Source organism: Streptomyces sp. (assembly GCF_036524955.1).
Classification (GTDB): Bacteria; Actinomycetota; Actinomycetes; order Streptomycetales; family Streptomycetaceae; genus Actinacidiphila.
On the sequence record NZ_DATDBG010000284.1, the window covers coordinates 1 to 14,760 of the forward strand.

Annotated in this window: 12 protein-coding genes; 1 reads left to right on the forward strand and 11 read right to left on the reverse strand. The window is 71.7% G+C overall.

Going from position 1 to position 14,760, the window contains the following annotated elements; all coding sequences use genetic code 11:
- Positions 1 to 85: 85 nt before the first annotated feature.
- Positions 86 to 535: an NUDIX domain-containing protein gene (locus tag VIW71_RS22725; RefSeq protein ID WP_331624385.1), complete on the forward strand. Its 450-nt coding sequence runs from the start codon at positions 86 to 88 to the stop codon at positions 533 to 535.
- Positions 536 to 743: 208 nt separating this feature from the next.
- Here VIW71_RS22725 and VIW71_RS22730 read toward each other — a convergent pair whose 3' ends face one another.
- The 11 genes from VIW71_RS22730 to VIW71_RS22780 form a co-directional block, all read right to left on the reverse strand.
- A complete protein-coding gene (locus tag VIW71_RS22730; RefSeq protein ID WP_331624365.1) occupies positions 744 to 1,793 on the reverse strand; it encodes a LacI family DNA-binding transcriptional regulator in 1,050 nt (349 codons plus the stop codon).
- Between the two features lie 66 nt (positions 1,794 to 1,859).
- Positions 1,860 to 2,753, reverse strand: a complete 894-nt coding sequence (locus VIW71_RS22735; protein ID WP_331624366.1) for a carbohydrate ABC transporter permease — start codon at positions 2,751 to 2,753, stop codon at positions 1,860 to 1,862.
- On the reverse strand, positions 2,750 to 3,700 hold the full coding sequence (locus VIW71_RS22740) for a carbohydrate ABC transporter permease (protein ID WP_331624367.1): 951 nt from the start codon (positions 3,698 to 3,700) through the stop codon (positions 2,750 to 2,752). Before VIW71_RS22740 ends, VIW71_RS22735 begins: the two co-directional genes overlap by 4 nt.
- 8 nt (positions 3,701 to 3,708) lie before the next feature.
- Positions 3,709 to 5,040, reverse strand: a complete 1,332-nt coding sequence (locus VIW71_RS22745) for an ABC transporter substrate-binding protein (protein ID WP_331624368.1) — start codon at positions 5,038 to 5,040, stop codon at positions 3,709 to 3,711.
- Between the two features lie 48 nt (positions 5,041 to 5,088).
- Positions 5,089 to 6,594, reverse strand: coding sequence for a hypothetical protein (locus tag VIW71_RS22750; RefSeq protein ID WP_331624369.1), 1,506 nt, complete (start codon positions 6,592 to 6,594; stop codon positions 5,089 to 5,091).
- Positions 6,595 to 7,318: 724 nt separating this feature from the next.
- Positions 7,319 to 8,767, reverse strand: coding sequence for an aldehyde dehydrogenase family protein (locus VIW71_RS22755; protein ID WP_331624370.1), 1,449 nt, complete (start codon positions 8,765 to 8,767; stop codon positions 7,319 to 7,321).
- Entirely contained in the window at positions 8,764 to 10,206 is a 1,443-nt protein-coding gene (locus VIW71_RS22760) for an FAD-dependent oxidoreductase (protein ID WP_331624372.1), read from the reverse strand. Before VIW71_RS22760 ends, VIW71_RS22755 begins: the two co-directional genes overlap by 4 nt.
- Before the next feature lie 10 nt (positions 10,207 to 10,216).
- Positions 10,217 to 11,770 carry a prenyltransferase/squalene oxidase repeat-containing protein gene (locus VIW71_RS22765; RefSeq protein WP_331624373.1) on the reverse strand — a complete coding sequence of 518 codons (1,554 nt, stop codon included), beginning with the start codon at positions 11,768 to 11,770 and terminating at the stop codon, positions 10,217 to 10,219.
- A complete protein-coding gene (locus VIW71_RS22770; RefSeq protein WP_331624374.1) occupies positions 11,754 to 12,860 on the reverse strand; it encodes a terpene synthase family protein in 1,107 nt (368 codons plus the stop codon). Before VIW71_RS22770 ends, VIW71_RS22765 begins: the two co-directional genes overlap by 17 nt.
- A gap of 506 nt (positions 12,861 to 13,366) precedes the next feature.
- On the reverse strand, positions 13,367 to 13,921 hold the full coding sequence (locus VIW71_RS22775; RefSeq protein ID WP_331624375.1) for a hypothetical protein: 555 nt from the start codon (positions 13,919 to 13,921) through the stop codon (positions 13,367 to 13,369).
- 238 nt (positions 13,922 to 14,159) lie between these two features.
- Positions 14,160 to 14,711 (reverse strand): sigma-70 family RNA polymerase sigma factor, encoded by a 552-nt coding sequence (locus tag VIW71_RS22780; RefSeq protein WP_331624376.1) that lies wholly within the window; start codon positions 14,709 to 14,711, stop codon positions 14,160 to 14,162.
- Positions 14,712 to 14,760 lie beyond the last annotated feature (49 nt).

The following is a 14,760-nucleotide window of genomic DNA, read 5'->3' on the forward strand; positions in this document are numbered from 1 at the left end:
GGAGGAACGGCCCGTCGGCCGACGGGCCGTTCCTCCGGGTGGGGGGGACACTGGCGGTGGGGGGGACAAGCGCAGCGCCGGACTCCTGCGCTTCCGCAGGAAAGGCGGCACGGACGGGGACGGCACCGAGGTGCTGCTCGGGCACATGGGCGGGCCCTTCTGGGTCCGCCGCGACGCGGGCGCGTGGACCCTCATCAAGGGTGAGTACCAGCCGGACGAGGCCCCGCAGGCCGCGGCCCGCCGGGAATTCCAGGAGGAGCTCGGCCTGCCCCCGCCCGAGGGCGAACTCGTTCCGCTCGGCGAGGTGCGGCAGGCCGGCGGCAAGGTCGTCACCGCATGGGCGCTGCAGGGCGATCTCGACCCCGGCCTGGCCGTCCCCGGCACCTTCCGGACGGAGTGGCCGAAGGGGTCCGGCAGGATCCAGGAGTTCCCGGAGATCGACCGGGCGGCCTGGCTCGACCTGCGGCAGGCCCGCGAGAAGATCGTCACCGGCCAGCGGGCCTTCCTCGACCGCCTGGTCGAACAGCTGCGCTGAAGCGGGCCCTCCTTGGCACCCGCCCCGCCCCGGATACGGCGGGGCGCCCGGACGTACGGAGGGCCGGCATCGCGGCCCGCCCGGACGTACGGAGGGCCGGCATCGCGGCCCTCCACGAGTCCCGTGAAACCGCGGCGGAGCGCGAGGGGCACCCTGGGGCGTGTCCGACGGTGACCCCGCCGGACTCGCCGGCCGCCCGGTGTGCGGCTCAGCCGGGGAGTGGCTGGACGGAGTGGCGCTCCACCGTCGGGCAGGGCAGCAGCGTGCGGGTGGGCTCGGGCAGCTGCTGGCCGAGGCCCTCGGTCAGCAGCCAGGTGAGGCTGCGGTGGCCGAGCTCGTAGTGCGGCAGGCCGACGGAGGACAGTGTCGGCCGGAGATAGCCCGCGATGATCTCCTGGTTGTCGAACCCGACGACCGCCAGGTCCTCGGGAATGCGCACGCCCTCCTCGCGCAGGGCGTCGTACAGGCCCATGGCGACCCGGTCGTTGTAGCAGAAGACAGCGGTGGGCCGCGGCCGGAGGCTCAGCAGACGGCGCCCCGCGTCGTAGCCGCCCCGCTGGTCGGGGGGGTAGGTGGGCAGGACCAGGCCCGGGTCGTAGGCGATGCCGTGCTCGCGCAGCGCGGTCCGGTAGCCGCGCAGGCGCCCCACGGTGGAGGGCGCCCGCTCCGTACTGTTGATGAACGCGACCCGGCGGTGACCGCGGTCGAGCAGCAGATTGGCCGCCGCCCGACCGCCTTCGGTCTCGTCGGGTACGAAGGACTGGACCCGGTCGTCACCGGTGAAGCAGTTGGCGAGCACCAGCGGTACGTCGCTGAGTCCGCTGGGGAGCCTGACCTGCCGGTGGTACCAGGTCGAGTAGACGACGCCCCGCACCTGGTGATCCAGCATCATGCCGATCGCCTCGCGCGTCGCCAGGGAGTCGGACTCGGTGTTGGCGATCAGGAGCACATGGTCGTGCTCCCTGGCGGCGTCCTGCGCCCCCCGGATCAGCTGGCCCGCGAAGGGCGTGGTGGCGATGGAGTCGGTGATCAGGCCGATGAACGACGTCCTGGCCTTGCTGAGGTTGCGGGCCATGGCGTTGGGCCGGTAGCCCAGTTCGGCGGCGACCGCCTGTACGTGGCGCCGGGTGGTGTCCGAGACCTTGGTGGTCTCCTTGCGGTTGATGGCGAACGACGCCGTGGCGAGGGAGACGCCCGCCCGGTCGGCGACGTCCTGCATGGTGACGCGCCCGGTCCGTGTCCGGGGAGCCCGTGCCACCGGCCAACCTCCTCGATCCCCTGCGCCCGGCATTGTTCCCCACGGATCATACGGCGGGCGGCTCGGTCAGCCACGGCCGCCCGTCTCAAGACCGCGGACCACGATCTTGTTGAACACGAGGAAGGCCAGCAGCAGCGGGGTCACCGTCACCGACACGGCGGCGAAGGTGGCGGTCCAGTCGGTGGAGCCCATGGCGCCGAGGTAGCTCTGCAGCCCGAGTGGCACCGTCTTCATCTTCTCGCTGAGCACGAAGGTGTTGGCGAAGATGAAGTCGTTCCAGATGAAGATGGAGTTGACGAACACCACGGTGACGATGGTGCTCGCGGACATCGGTGTGGTGATCCGCAGGAACAGCCGGTAGGGACCGCATCCGTCCAGCGCCGCCGCCTCGTAGGTCTCCCTGGGCACATAGGTGAAGAAGCTGATGAACAGGAAGATCGACATCGGCAGGGCGAAGCCGACCAGCGGCAGGATCATCGACAGGTACGAGTCGAGCAGGCCCACGTTGGCGTAGTTGATGAACAGCGGGACCAGGGCGACCTGGACGGGCACCACGATGCCGCCGAGGAACAGCGCCAGCACCACCCGGCTCAGCCGGAATCCCAGCACCTGGATCGCGTAGGCGCCCATCATGCCCAGCACCACGATCAGCAGATTGGACACGACGGTGACGACGGCGCTGTTGAGCAGGAAGCGGGGGATGTCGCCCTGCTCGAAAGCGCGGGTGACGTTGTCGAAGGTGAAATCGGTGGGCAGCGAGAAGGCGTCGCCGGCGGCGAAGGACTCCGCCGGCCGCAGGCTGGTGGTGACGATCCAGTAGAACGGATAGACCTGGAGCAGCAGCACCAGCGCCAGCAGCACCCGCGACAGCAGCCGCGCCCTGGTGGCGTCGGAGCGCGACGCCGGGCGGCTCGCCCGCAGCCGGCGTACTCTCCCGGTGATCACAGTGGTCGCGCTCATACCAGACTCTCGCCTTTCCGCCTGAACAGCGTGAGGATGACAGCGACCGCGACCAGGCATTCCAGCACGATGAACACGGAGATCGCGCTGGAGTAGCCGTAGTCGGTGCTGACGAACGCCGTCTTGTACATGTAGGTGGTCAGCAGCTCGCTGTGCACTCCCGGGCCGCCGTTGGTCAGCAGGTACGGCACGTCGAAGCCGCGCAGTCCGTACGTGACGGCCATGATCAAGGTGGTGACCAGCACCGGGCGCATGTGGGGCAGCCGGATCCGGAGGAAGATCCGGGTCTCCGAGGCGCCGTCCAGCCGGGCGGCCTCCTCCACCTCGCGCGGAACGGTGACGAGGCCGGCGAACAGGATGACGACGTACAGGCCCATGAACCGCCAGCCCTCCGGGGCGGACACGGCCGCCAGGGCGGTGCCCACGTCGGACAGCCAGGGCCTGGTCCAGCTCTCCAGGCCGAGCGCGCCGAGCACCTGGTTGAGCGCGCCCTCGGGCTCGAAGGAGTAGATGCGCTGGAAGAGCAGGGCGATGGCGACGGTGGAGAGCATCGCCGGGAGCAGGTAGAGCGTCTTGAGCAGGTCGCGCCCGCGCCGCAGGTACGTCAGCGCGTTGGCGACCAGCAGCGCGCCGCCGACCTGGATGACCAGGCTGATGCCGAGGTAGCCCAGGGAGTGGAGGAAGGCGACGCGGAACGTGCTGTCGGATCCGAACAGGTCACGGTAGTTCCGTATACCGATGAACTCCAGGTCCGTGATGCCGTCCCAGCGGAAGAAGCTCAGGAACAGCGACTCGGCGATCGGGAAGGCGACCGCCACCAGGTACACCAGCAGCGGGGGGAGGAGGAAGACGAGCACGGCCTTGCGGTGGCGGCCGGGCAGCATGGACGCGGGTCCGGTGCGGGGTGCGGACCGGCGAGGTCGGCGGTCGGTGGCGACATCGCTCACGACGGGCCTCACTTGGGGAAGTAACGGGGTGAATTGGCCTGGACGGCTTGGTCGACGCCGTCCTGGAACGCCTCGGGGCTCATGTCGCCCTGGGCCAGCAGCGGCAGGTTCTGCTGCACGATGGTGTTGGTGGTCGGGTCGAGGACGGCGTCCCACGGCTTGACCGTCTGGTCGCCCACCCGGTCGGCCTCTTCCAGCACCCGCTGGTACAGCGGGGTGGCGTTGTCCGGCAGCGGGGTCCGGACGTTCTCGGTCGGAGAGAGCTGTCCGAGCGCCGCGTAGATGGCCGGGTAGTGCTGGACCAGGTACTTCAGGAAGTCCTTCACCAGCGGGTCGAAGGTGTCGGCGTTGACGGCCATGCCGATGCCGGAGCTGATCACGTAGTCGTTGGACGCGGTGACCGAGTCTTCGGTGGTGGGCAGGGTGAAGTAGTCGATGTCGTCCCGGACGGCCTCGGGAGTCTTCTCGGTGGCGAGGGTGCCGAGCTCCCAGGTCCCGATGTTGATCATCGCCGCCCGGCCGGTGGTGAACAGGTCCATGGCACTGGTGTAGTCGGCGGACGAGAAGCCCTTGGCGAAGCAGCCCGCCTTGCCGAGCTTCGCGATGAACTCCGCGCCGGCCCGGCCGGGGCGGTCGGTCATGGCGGCGTCGTCGCTCTTGAGGTGGTTGACGAAGTCGTTCGCCGCCAGCCGGAAGGGGTAGTAGGAGAGGTAGCGCTCGAGCGGCCAGCCGTCCTTGCCGTCCAGCGCGATCGGCACGTAACCCGCCTTGCGCAGCGCGGCGCAGGAGTCGGTGAACTCGTCCAGGCTGCGGGGCGGTGCGATCCGGGCTCTGGTGAACGCCTCCTTGTTGAACCAGAAGTACTCCATGGCGAACTCGAGCGGTACGGCGTACAGGCCCCCGTCGTCGAACCGCTGGTAGTCCAGCGCCAGCCGGCGGAAGTCGCCGGTCGCGCCGAACTCGTCCAGCAGCCCGCCGACGTCCACGACCCGGTCCTGCTTGCGGAGCTTCTCCGCGAACGGGGTGGGGTCGGTGTCGAACAGCTCCGGCAGCTTCTTGGCGCCGGCCAGGGTGGAGACCTTCTGCAGGTACGAGGGCCGGTCCGGGGTGGAGACGATGTTCAGCCGGAATCCGGGGTGGGACTTCGCGTACGCCGCGGCCACCTGCCGGACCGCCTGGATCACCGGGCCGTCCGACGGCCTGGAGTTGAGCCAGGTGATCTCGTGTGGCTCTATCCTTCCCGTCACCTCGCCGCGCACGGCTGCCGGGTCGCCCACGGCGGTACACGCCGTGAGCACCGACAGCAGCAGTGCCGCCAGGGCGGGCACATGTCTTCTCATCAGTCACCTCCATTGGTGGGGAGTGAAGACCTGGACATCGCTGGGCTCCTACGGAGCGGTGAAGACCCGCACCTCGCTGAACTCCGCCGAGCCGTCACCGACGAACAGGCCGAGGCAGCCGGTACGCCGGTCGTACATCCGGAAACTCATCGCCACGGTGCCGTCCAGGTAGGCGATGCCGGCACTGTCGTCGATGATCACTTCGAGGTGGTGCGGGACGGACGGGTCGAGCACGGCCGGGCGCTCCAGCTCCACGGCGTGCGGCACGTCCCCGGAGATCTGCCACTGCGCCGGCCCGGTCGCCGTGCGCGGCCAGCGGTCGTACACAAGCCGGCCGAGGTGCGGTTCGAGCCGTACGAAGTAGCCTTCGTCGCAGTCCTCGGTGCCGCGCAGGATGAGGCCGCACTCGCGGGTGCCGGGGGCGAACCGCACCGTGGCGGTCACCCGGCAGCGGGCCGGCAGTTCGGCGAGCCGTGCGGTCGCCAGCCCGTCGCCGGTCGTGACCGCCGCGCTCGTACCGGTCAGCCGCCAGTCGCCGGTGATCGCGACGCCGGCCTGCGGCGTCTGCTCGGCGGACGGTACCTCCTCGGCGGGCGGTGTCCCGTCGGTCAGGTGACGGCGTACGGTCTCGGGCAGCGAGACAATCAGGGTGCCGTCCTCGCGGGCGGTCACCTCGTGCACCGCCAGGTCGCCGGCCCACTCCCATGCCCCGTCGTCGCGCAGGCCGAGCCGGGTCGGGATCCAGCCGAAGGCGTAGCGCCGGCCCTCGGTGTCGGCCGCCGTCTTGGCGGCGTAGTAGGCCCGGCCGTCCAGGGAGTCGTCGGCCGGCGCACGCCACGGACCGTCCGGACCCTCGCTCACCCGGTACCTGACCGTGAACCGCTCGGAGAACTCCGAGTAGACCAGGTACCAGCGGCCGTTCATCTCGAACAGGTCCGGGCACTCGTGGGTCAGGAAGCGGGCGGGGGCCGAGAAGGGCGCGACCACCTTCCACTCGCTGAGGTCCGACGACACCGCGCGGGCCACGCACCCCCGGCGCCGGCTCGGGCCGGAGCGGGCACGGGCGGCCAGCAGCATGGTGAAGCCCTCACCGTCCGGCGTCCGGTAGACGAACGGATCACGCCAGTCGGCCGGGTCGTACAGGTCCCGCGGCGCGTAGAAGGTGTCGTCCGGGAGCTTGGTCCAGTTCAGCAGGTCCGTGCTGACCGCGTGCATCACCGCTTGCAGCACCTGGCCCGTCTCCTCGTCGCGGAAGGCCGGGTTGGAGCCGGTGTAGAACAGGTGGTGCGTGCCGTCGACCTCGAGCACGGAACCCGTGTAGGCGTGCAGGTCCTGCTCGTGCGGCAGACCGTGCGGCAGCACCTCCCCCACGTAGTCGTAGTGCACGAAGTCGCTGGTCCTGGCCAGGTGCCAGGAGGTGCCCGCGCCGGAGACCCCGCCGCGGGTCTCGTGCAGGTAGTAGAGCCAGAACTGGCCGTCCCAGAAGTACGGGATGACGTCGCCGACCCAGCCGCCGGGCGGCCGGAAGAAGATCGGGGCGGTCTGTGAGGTCACTGCGACTCCGAAGCAAAGCGCTTAGCCTGTGGAATGATGTGCGGCACGTTACACAGCGGGGTCCCAGCGGTAAAGATCGGCGCGACAACGAATTCATTCGGCAACCCTCCGGTCACCCTCCGCACGGTCGCGCGCCCGCCTCGACCGGGCGGGCGGTTCCGCCCGTCCCGGCGCCGGGCTGAGACAGCCGGGATTCACTCGCCAGCCCGCTCGCCGACATCCGTGACCTGGGCGTTCTCGCCATCACCTCGGTGGTCGTCGGCGTAGGCGAGGTACGACGCGGTGGGGGGATGATGACGGCGATCGGCTTGTGGGCGCACCACCTGCGGCACGTCCGCGGGAAGCCGGGCGCCGTCATCATCATCATCGGCAAGACGGCGATGCCCGTGTCACGGAGAGAATCGGGCACTTCTGGGTGCCGCCACGCGGGACGTCGTCTCCCGGGTCCAGGTCCGCAGCGCGCCGGCCGGCATCGAGTGGGCCTGTGGGCATGCGTCACCGCGACGGTCAACGATTCCTGGGACTTCGACCACCAGGAGTACGGCCCCGTGCAAGCGCGCGGGGGCCCGAGCGACATCGCCGACCCCCGTTGGCCCCGGCGGCTCGCCGCCCTGCAGCCGACGCCGCCCCTCCCCGGCGACCCGCGGCAGCCGGCTCGGAGGAGGGAGGGCCCGGCGTGGTTACTCCCGCCGCGCCGGTGCGGATGGCCACGGCTGCCGACGGCTCAGGACCGGCCGTGGAGCAGCCGCGTGAGGCGCAGGCTCACCTCCATGTCCCTGCGGCTGCGGGCGAAGGACAGCAGCCGCAGCGGTGACCGGAAGCGCCGGCGGGCGATGGCGTGCGGCCGGCTGAACTCCCTCAGCCCGTCGGCGCCGTGCACCCGGCCGAAGCCCGAGTCGCCGGTGCCGCCGAACGGCAGGCTCGGCACCGCCGCGAACGTGATCACCGAGTTCACCGCGACCGCGCCGACCCGGAGCCGGCGCGCCACCCGTGCGGCCGTGCGCCGGTCGCGGGTGAACACCGACGCCCCGAGCCCGTAGCCCGTCGCGTTGGCGCGGTCCACCGCCTCGTCGAGGTCCCGGACCCGGCCTACCACGAGAACGGGACCGAAGGTCTCCTCCCTGGCCGCCGCACACGTGTCGGGCACGTCGGTGAGGACCACCGGGTCGACGTAGGGGGGCCGCACCGACTCGGGACCGCCCACCACCGCGGTGCCGCCGGCCTCGACGGCTTCGCGGACGTGACGCGAGATCACCTCCAGTTGCGCGGGGACGATCACCGGCCCGTAGTGCGCCTCGCGCTCCCCGCCGGCGCGCAGCGAGCCCGCCACGGCGGTCACCCTGGCGAGGAATCCGTCGTAGACCGGGTCCTCCACCAGGGCCCGCTCGATGCCCACGCAGTTCTGTCCGGAGTGGTTCATCGCACCCCAGACCACGGCCTGCGCGGCCTCGTCCAGATCGGCGTCCGCGGCCACGATCACCGTGTCCTTGCCGCCGCACTCCGCGACGAGCGGTGTCAGCGTCGAGGCGCACTGCGCCATCACCTTCTTCGCGGTCGCTGTCGACCCGGTGAACGCGATCTTGTCCACTCCCGACGCGCACAGCGCCGCGCCCGCGGCACCGTCCCCGCCGACGATCTGCAGCACGGGCTGTTCCGGCACGGCCGCGCGGAACGACTGCAGCAGCCAGTCGGCCACCGCCGGGGTGTACTGGCTCGGCTTGAACAGCACTGCGTTGCCTGCCGCGAGGGCGTGGGCGATGGCCCCCAGCGGCGTGAACACCGGGTGGTTCCACGGGCCGATGACGCCCACCACGCCCAGCGGCAGGTACTCCACACTCGCCGCCTGGTCCAGGGTCGCCAGGCCGCTGGCGACCCTGCGGCGCCGCAACACCCGCCGGGCGTTGCGAGCAGCCCAGCCGACATGCCCCAGGGCCAGTGCCACCTCCAGCCGGGCGTCGTCGATCGGCTTGCCGGTCTCCGACCGTACGACCTCGGCCAGCTCGTCCAGCCGCCGCGCGATCGTCCCGTTCCATGTCAGGAGCCGCCGACGGCGCTCCGGCGCACCGAGCGCCGCCCACCAGGCGGCGGCGGGCCGGGCCAGGCCGACCGCCTCCTGGATCTCGGTCAGCGCGGTCAGCGCGGTCGGAGCGGTCGGAGCGGTCGGAGCGGTCACGATGTACTCCCCGTTTCTGCGTGCGGCACCGCCGGCGCGGGCACAGTGGTGGTGGGCGGACGCTCTTTCCGGCCCAGCGCGCGCAGGACGATCCCCGGCCTGACGAGCGAGTAGGGTCCGCTCTGGAGATTGAGCACGCGCAGCAGGGCGGCGCTGACCGTGCGGTCGGTGGTGGCGGTCCGGAGGACGCGGTCGAAGTAGGCGGTCATCAGACGGTCCTGCGGGAGCCGCCGCCCGCGTACCTCCGGCGGCAGGTAGCGCAGGTCCTCCCCGCTGGCGATGAGCCAGGCGTCGCTGCCGGCCCGGGCCGCCCGGTTCTGCAGGCGACTGCCCAGCCTGCGGTGTGCCGGTCCGTCGGCGAGCTCCTCGCGCAGGGCGAGCGCGGTCATGGCGGCCACCGACATCCCCTGGGCGTACATCGGGTTGAGCGAGCAGAGCGCGTCACCGACCACCGCGAACCCCTCGGGCCGGGCCCGCATCCGGTCGAAGCGCCGGCGGCGGCTGTCCGGTACCCGGAACCCGTGGATCGGCGTGAGCGGGCGGGCCGTGCGGATGGCGTCGTACAGCACGGGGCTGCGCAGTGTGCGCGCGAACTCCAGAAAGCCCTTTTCGTCGGTCGGCGGGTGGTCACCGTTCACGCCCACCAGGCTGACCATCCACCGGCCTCCGTCCACGGGAAGCAGCATCCCGCTGCGGGTGTGCCGCGGGGGCCTGGTCTGCAGCAGCAGGAGCCGCCAGTCCCCGTCGCAGGCGGGCTGCTCGTAGAAGCGGCTGGCGTACCCGACGTCGGAGGGCGCGGTCAGCTCCTCGGGGACGGGGAATCCCAGGTCGGCCAGCCACTGGGGGGCGGCCGAACTCCGTCCGGAGGCGTCCAGGACGAGATCGGCCGCCAGGGTGCGAGGGCCCTTCCCACCGCCCTCGGCGACCACCACGCCGGCCACCCGGCCGCCGCTGTCGTCGGCCGCCAGGGCAGTCACCCGCGTCGCCTCCAGAAGGCTGATCCGCGGGTGCGCCAGCACCCGGCGCCGCACCAGCCACTCGATCAGGTCCCTGCTGGCCGACACGATGGACATACCGGGCCGGAAGCGGTCCGACCACCCTGCCGGGGTCAGCCACAGCGCGTCTCCGGGCCAGTCGATCGGTACTCCGCCCTCGGCGATCAGCTCCGGCACCAGACCGGGCAGAAGCAGTTCCAGCGTTTCCAGTCCCCGGCCCAGCAGGAGGTGGGTGTGCCGGGACTGGGGCACCCCCGGCCGGAAACCGGGCGTCTGCGTCATACGGTCACGGTCGACAAGGGTGACCGTGCGGTAGTGGGCGGCCAGTTCGTGGGCGGCCAGCAGCCCGGCCATGCCGGCGCCGATGACGACGGCGTGCCCCTCGCCCGGCGCGCCCGCCGGTACGGAGGAAAGGCGGACGGCGTGTCGCGTTCCCGGTCTCATGCCCACCCCCTCACGGCCGGACCGGGGCGACGGACGACGCGGCGGCGTACCGCGGAGCCGTGACGCGCCCGCGCTCGGGCTCCAGCCGGCTCGCCACGTGTCCGAGCGCGAGCCCGCAGAAGACGTCGGCGAGCGCCGCCACCCGGAAGACGAAGGGCCGGGGGCCTATGGAGTCCGATGTCGACTCGACCGATCCGTCGGCCCGTTGGCAGGACAGCAGGTGGCCGAGCCCGGCGGCCACCGGCCCGGGGTCGTCCTGCGCGCACAGCGCGATCAGCGCGTAGGCGGTGCTGACCGCGTCGCTGGGGTGGTCCGGCGTCCAGCCCCAGCCGCCGTCCGGATTCTGTGTCCCAATGACGCGTTCGAGTGCCCGGTGGCGTACGCGCAGCGCTTCCGGACCGGCCTCCGACCCGCCCTGCCCGGCGGCCAGTACGGCGCGGAACACGGTGTGCAGCGAACTGGCGCTCCAGTCCGGGCCGAACGAGCCGTCGGCGTGCTGCGCACGGTCCAGGTACCGTAGGCCGTCCCGGATCAGCGGCTCGTGCAGTGCGGACCGTACGCCGAGGGCGTTGACGGCCGCGGCCGTCATGCACGCCTCGGCCGGCGCGTCCTTGACGTACGTGGGGAATCCTCCGCTCGCCCCGACGATCCCACGCAGGTGCGCCAGCGCGGCGTCGACGGCGGAGGCGTAGCGGTCGGGGTCGAGTCCGTGCAGGAATTCGGTCGCGACCGAGATGTCGTCCACGTCGGTCTGTTCGGCCAGGTCCGTGTAGGCCCAGCCGCCGTTGCTCCGCTGTTGGCCCACCAGATGCCCGGCCATGCGGTGCAGCGCCGCCGGCGGCGCTCCGAGCGCGCTGAGGGCGACACCGCCGGTCGCCGTGGTCCAGGTGTCGGTGTCCGTCACGAACGGGAGTCCGCCGTCGGCCCGCTGATGGCGCAGCACCTGCTCCGCCCCGTGCTCGACGACCGCGGCCGTGCCCGGCATCCCGACCAGCGCGTGCAGGACCGACAGATGGATCAGGACGTTGCCCTCCCACAGATCGGGAAGGTTCTGGGTGGACGCCAGCAAATCGTAATCGCCGTCGAGCAGCTCCCCGGTGCGCCGCAGAGCACGGTACGTGATCACTTTGAGCGCGGTGACCTGGACCTTCGCCCAGATGTGCAGGCCCTCGTGGCTGAACACCGCCGGGTCGGGCTCGGTGGCGGGCACCCCGAACAGCGACAGGATCCCGGTTATCATCGCCTGCTTCCGGTGGCTGGTGAAGCCCGGGGCCCGGGTCAGGAACTCCCCGAAACCGGCACCGCTCAGCCCCTGCGCCTGCTCCAGGGCGGCGGTGACCAGTGCCCGGTCGAGTCTCTCGGACGCGTCACGGCGCCTGGAGAGGTACGCCTTGAGGGATGCTTGCGCGTCGGGGCGCAGGCCCGAGCGTTCCAGGAGACGCAGACACAGTGCCGTTTCCAGGACGCGGCTGTCGCAGGGACTCCTGAGCGCGCCGGCCGGGTCCACGGTGGCGAGCAGGTGGGCGCGCAATCGCGCGGTGGCCTGGTCAAGACCGCTGGGCATCAGGTCCCGAGTCCAGGGGGACAGGCCGGGACGGCGACAGGGAAGCCTCATGGTCGGAACCTCTCTTCGTGATGTGCACGCCGGTCGGGTGGGAGCAGGAGCGGTCGGTTCCGCCCGGCCGGGCCGGCGCCGCGGTGTTCCCGGGGACGTGGGTGTAGCGGGCGGATTCCAGGCTCCAGTCGAGGCTGCCGCGCATCAGGGACTCCAGCCCCTGCACGAAGGCGGCGGCGGGTTCCGCGGCGGCCGGCCCGGCGTGGGCGCAGTCGTCGAGGAACACCTGGCGTGCCTGCCGGTAGTCGGACAGGCGGGTGGCGATCCAGCGCTCGGCCTCGCGGACGGCTTCCGCCGTGTCGTATCCGCGGTTGCGGGCGAGCACCAGAACGAGGTTGTGGGACTCTCCCGCCGCCAGTTCCTTGCGCAGGGACAGCAGATCGTTGATCGCGCACGCGACGTCCCCGGCGGCGCGGCGCACGGCGACGTACGAGGGCGACGCCGGCACGTCGTGGGGGAGGACGCGGCCGGCCGCGGTCTCCACGAAGTCGGTCAGCATGGCCCAGCCGGAGGTCCTGCGCCGCAGCGCGAGATAGGCCTCGACGTCCTCCGGCACACCCCGCGCCCGGGAGACCGCCTCGTCGTGGAGGGAGTCGGCGAAGTCCTGGACGTCTGCCGCCCAGCGCTGCCACCACCGCGCGGGGCCCGCCGCCAGCAACTCCCGGCGCAGGTCCCACAGCGCACCGGCCGGCGGGTCGGGCCGGGTCCCGACCGTTCCCCCCAGGATCCGCGCGGTGAGCCCGGCACAGCTCAGAGCGCGTTCCTGCTCGTCGCCCTCCTGGCCCGGGACGAGGAAGTCGTCGTACAGGAAGAGCCAGAGCACTCCGTCGCAGACGAGACGCAGCTCCGGGAGCGGCGCCTGCGGGTACATGCGCGCGACCAGGCGCTCGAAGCGACCGCCCGCCCACGTGGTGCGGCCGATCAGGTCGAGCATCCCCGAACGCGCCGACCAGGCGTCGGCGTGTGCGCGCAGTTCCTCGACATGCGGGCTGATCGCTGACGAAAAGGGGAGCTCGAACGAGAAAGCCGGTGAATTCACCTGCGGCTCCGTCGTTTCTCTCCTGGGAAACTCATGACCACGCTCCGCTCAATTCGGTTCTGGGACGGTCGGTTGTTTTCGGCGCACCGTGTCGATTCGTCCGCTGTCGGCCGGGCGAGGTCGGCCAGGATTTCGATCAGCGGGTCTCGGCAGGCTGAACATGCCTTGTAGGCAGGGGTATTCGACAGCGAAGAAAGAAGGGGCGCGCGGGACTTACGGCGCCGTCCGCGGACCGGACCGGCGCAATCCGGATGCTGCACGCACAGCTTGACAACCGGCTGGTCAAACTGTCAATGAAAATAATTCCGGAGAAAAAAAGCCCGGGAACCGAACCGAATGGGGCTCAAATCCGTTGACCCCCCGGACGGCACGCGGCGGCAGCGGGCGGAAAGGCTCCCGGCGCGGTCCGAGGGCGGGACCACCTCGGACCGGACATCGGCGGGTCCTCGTTCAGCCCTCTCCGTGGTTCCGGAAGAAGGCCGTCGCCCCGGCGCTGCGGTGACGGGTCATCCGAAGGACGAGTGGTCCCGGCCCGAGGTGGTGGTGCGCGGCACACCCGCGCCCTCCCCCGAGGTGGTGGTGCGCGGCGCGGGCACACCGAAGCCGGGGTCCGCGCCGTGGCCCGAGGTGGTGCGCATGGCCGAGGAGGTCGGTACGCCGGTCTCCGTCCGCCGGGCGTCGGTGGACTCGGTGACCGCCCGGCGCGCCATCGGCGTCCCCGGGGCCTCCTGCTCGCCGTCCAGCCGGTCGACGCGGAGGACGAAGTTGCGTTCCGCCCGGTCGCCCGGCCAGTCCACGTCCTTGCTGCGGATGACCTGGCTGCGCCCGCCCTCGACGTACGTCCACCTGCTCTGCAGAGCGCGGATGTTGGGGCGCCAGGTGCCCCCGTGCTCGTGTTCCAGCGCGAGGTGGAAACCCGCGGCGTCGATCAGCCGGCTCTCACCGGCGGTGCCGGGGATCACGACGGTGGCACCGCCGCTCAGGGTCACGACGGCCCGCTGCGGAAAGTCGGCCGCTACCGCGGTCACCGTGATCCGGCATGGTCCCTGGTACCAGGCCATGGGTCTCCTCCCATCGATGGCGGCCGGGTTCTGGATCGCCCGTTGCCTCGTCATCGGGTAGTACGGGGTCGGCCGCGCCGGCGGTTCGGTGCCGGAAGACGTCCTCCGGGCCGGGCCGAGGCCACCGGCCTCCCTGTCGGCGCTGTCGGCGCCCTGTCCGGCCTGGCCACCCGCGCCCGGCCGGCGCTCGCCGTCCCCGGACCGGCGGGTCGCCGTACAGCCCGCCTGTGCGGGCGGTTCACCGCAAGGCCAGCAGGCCGCGTCTCTCCAGCACCGGGCGCAGCGCCCGGACGGCGTAGAAGTGACGGGACTTCACGGTTCCCGCCGGGATGCCCAGGACGGTGGCGGCGTCGGCCACCGAACGGCCCTTCAGATGCAACTGCTCCAGCACCTCGCGCTGGTGCGAGGGGAGTTCGGCGAGCGCGAGGCGGATCTCGTGGGCCGCGAGCACCTCGTCGTACGGGTCGTGGCCGGTCGTGTGCTCCTCGCAGGCCTCGTCGGCCACTTCCCGGGCACGGGCGGCCTGCATCCGGAAGTGGTCGATGGCGATACGCCGGGCCACCGTGAAAAGCCAGGGCCGGGCCGACTCGGCACCGCGGGAGATCGCCTCGGGGTGCTGCCAGGCGCGGACGAAGGTCTCCTGCAGGATGTCCTCGGCCTTGCCGCGGTCGCCGTTGGCCAGCCGGAGCAGCGCCCGCAGCAGGTGGGGAGCGTGCAGCCGGTAGAGCTCGGCCAGGGTCTCCTGGTCCAGTGTCTGCCGCTGCGCCGTCGTGCCGGGTGCCGTCATCATCGCTCTCCCCTTACCTCGCGACCTTCTCACCGGCATCAGAGTCGCAGGG

Excerpts from the sequence above, each read along its gene's own strand:
- VIW71_RS22735 (WP_331624366.1), bottom strand. The coding sequence starts at position 2,753 with ATGAGCGCGACCACTGTGATCACCGGGAGAGTACGCCGGCTGCGGGCG.
- VIW71_RS22745 (WP_331624368.1), bottom strand. The coding sequence starts at position 5,040 with ATGAGAAGACATGTGCCCGCCCTGGCGGCACTGCTGCTGTCGGTGCTC.
- VIW71_RS22760 (WP_331624372.1), bottom strand. The coding sequence starts at position 10,206 with ATGAGACCGGGAACGCGACACGCCGTCCGCCTTTCCTCCGTACCGGCG.
- VIW71_RS22765 (WP_331624373.1), bottom strand. The coding sequence starts at position 11,770 with ATGCCCAGCGGTCTTGACCAGGCCACCGCGCGATTGCGCGCCCACCTG.
- VIW71_RS22775 (WP_331624375.1), bottom strand. The coding sequence starts at position 13,921 with ATGGCCTGGTACCAGGGACCATGCCGGATCACGGTGACCGCGGTAGCG.
- VIW71_RS22780 (WP_331624376.1), bottom strand. The coding sequence starts at position 14,711 with ATGATGACGGCACCCGGCACGACGGCGCAGCGGCAGACACTGGACCAG.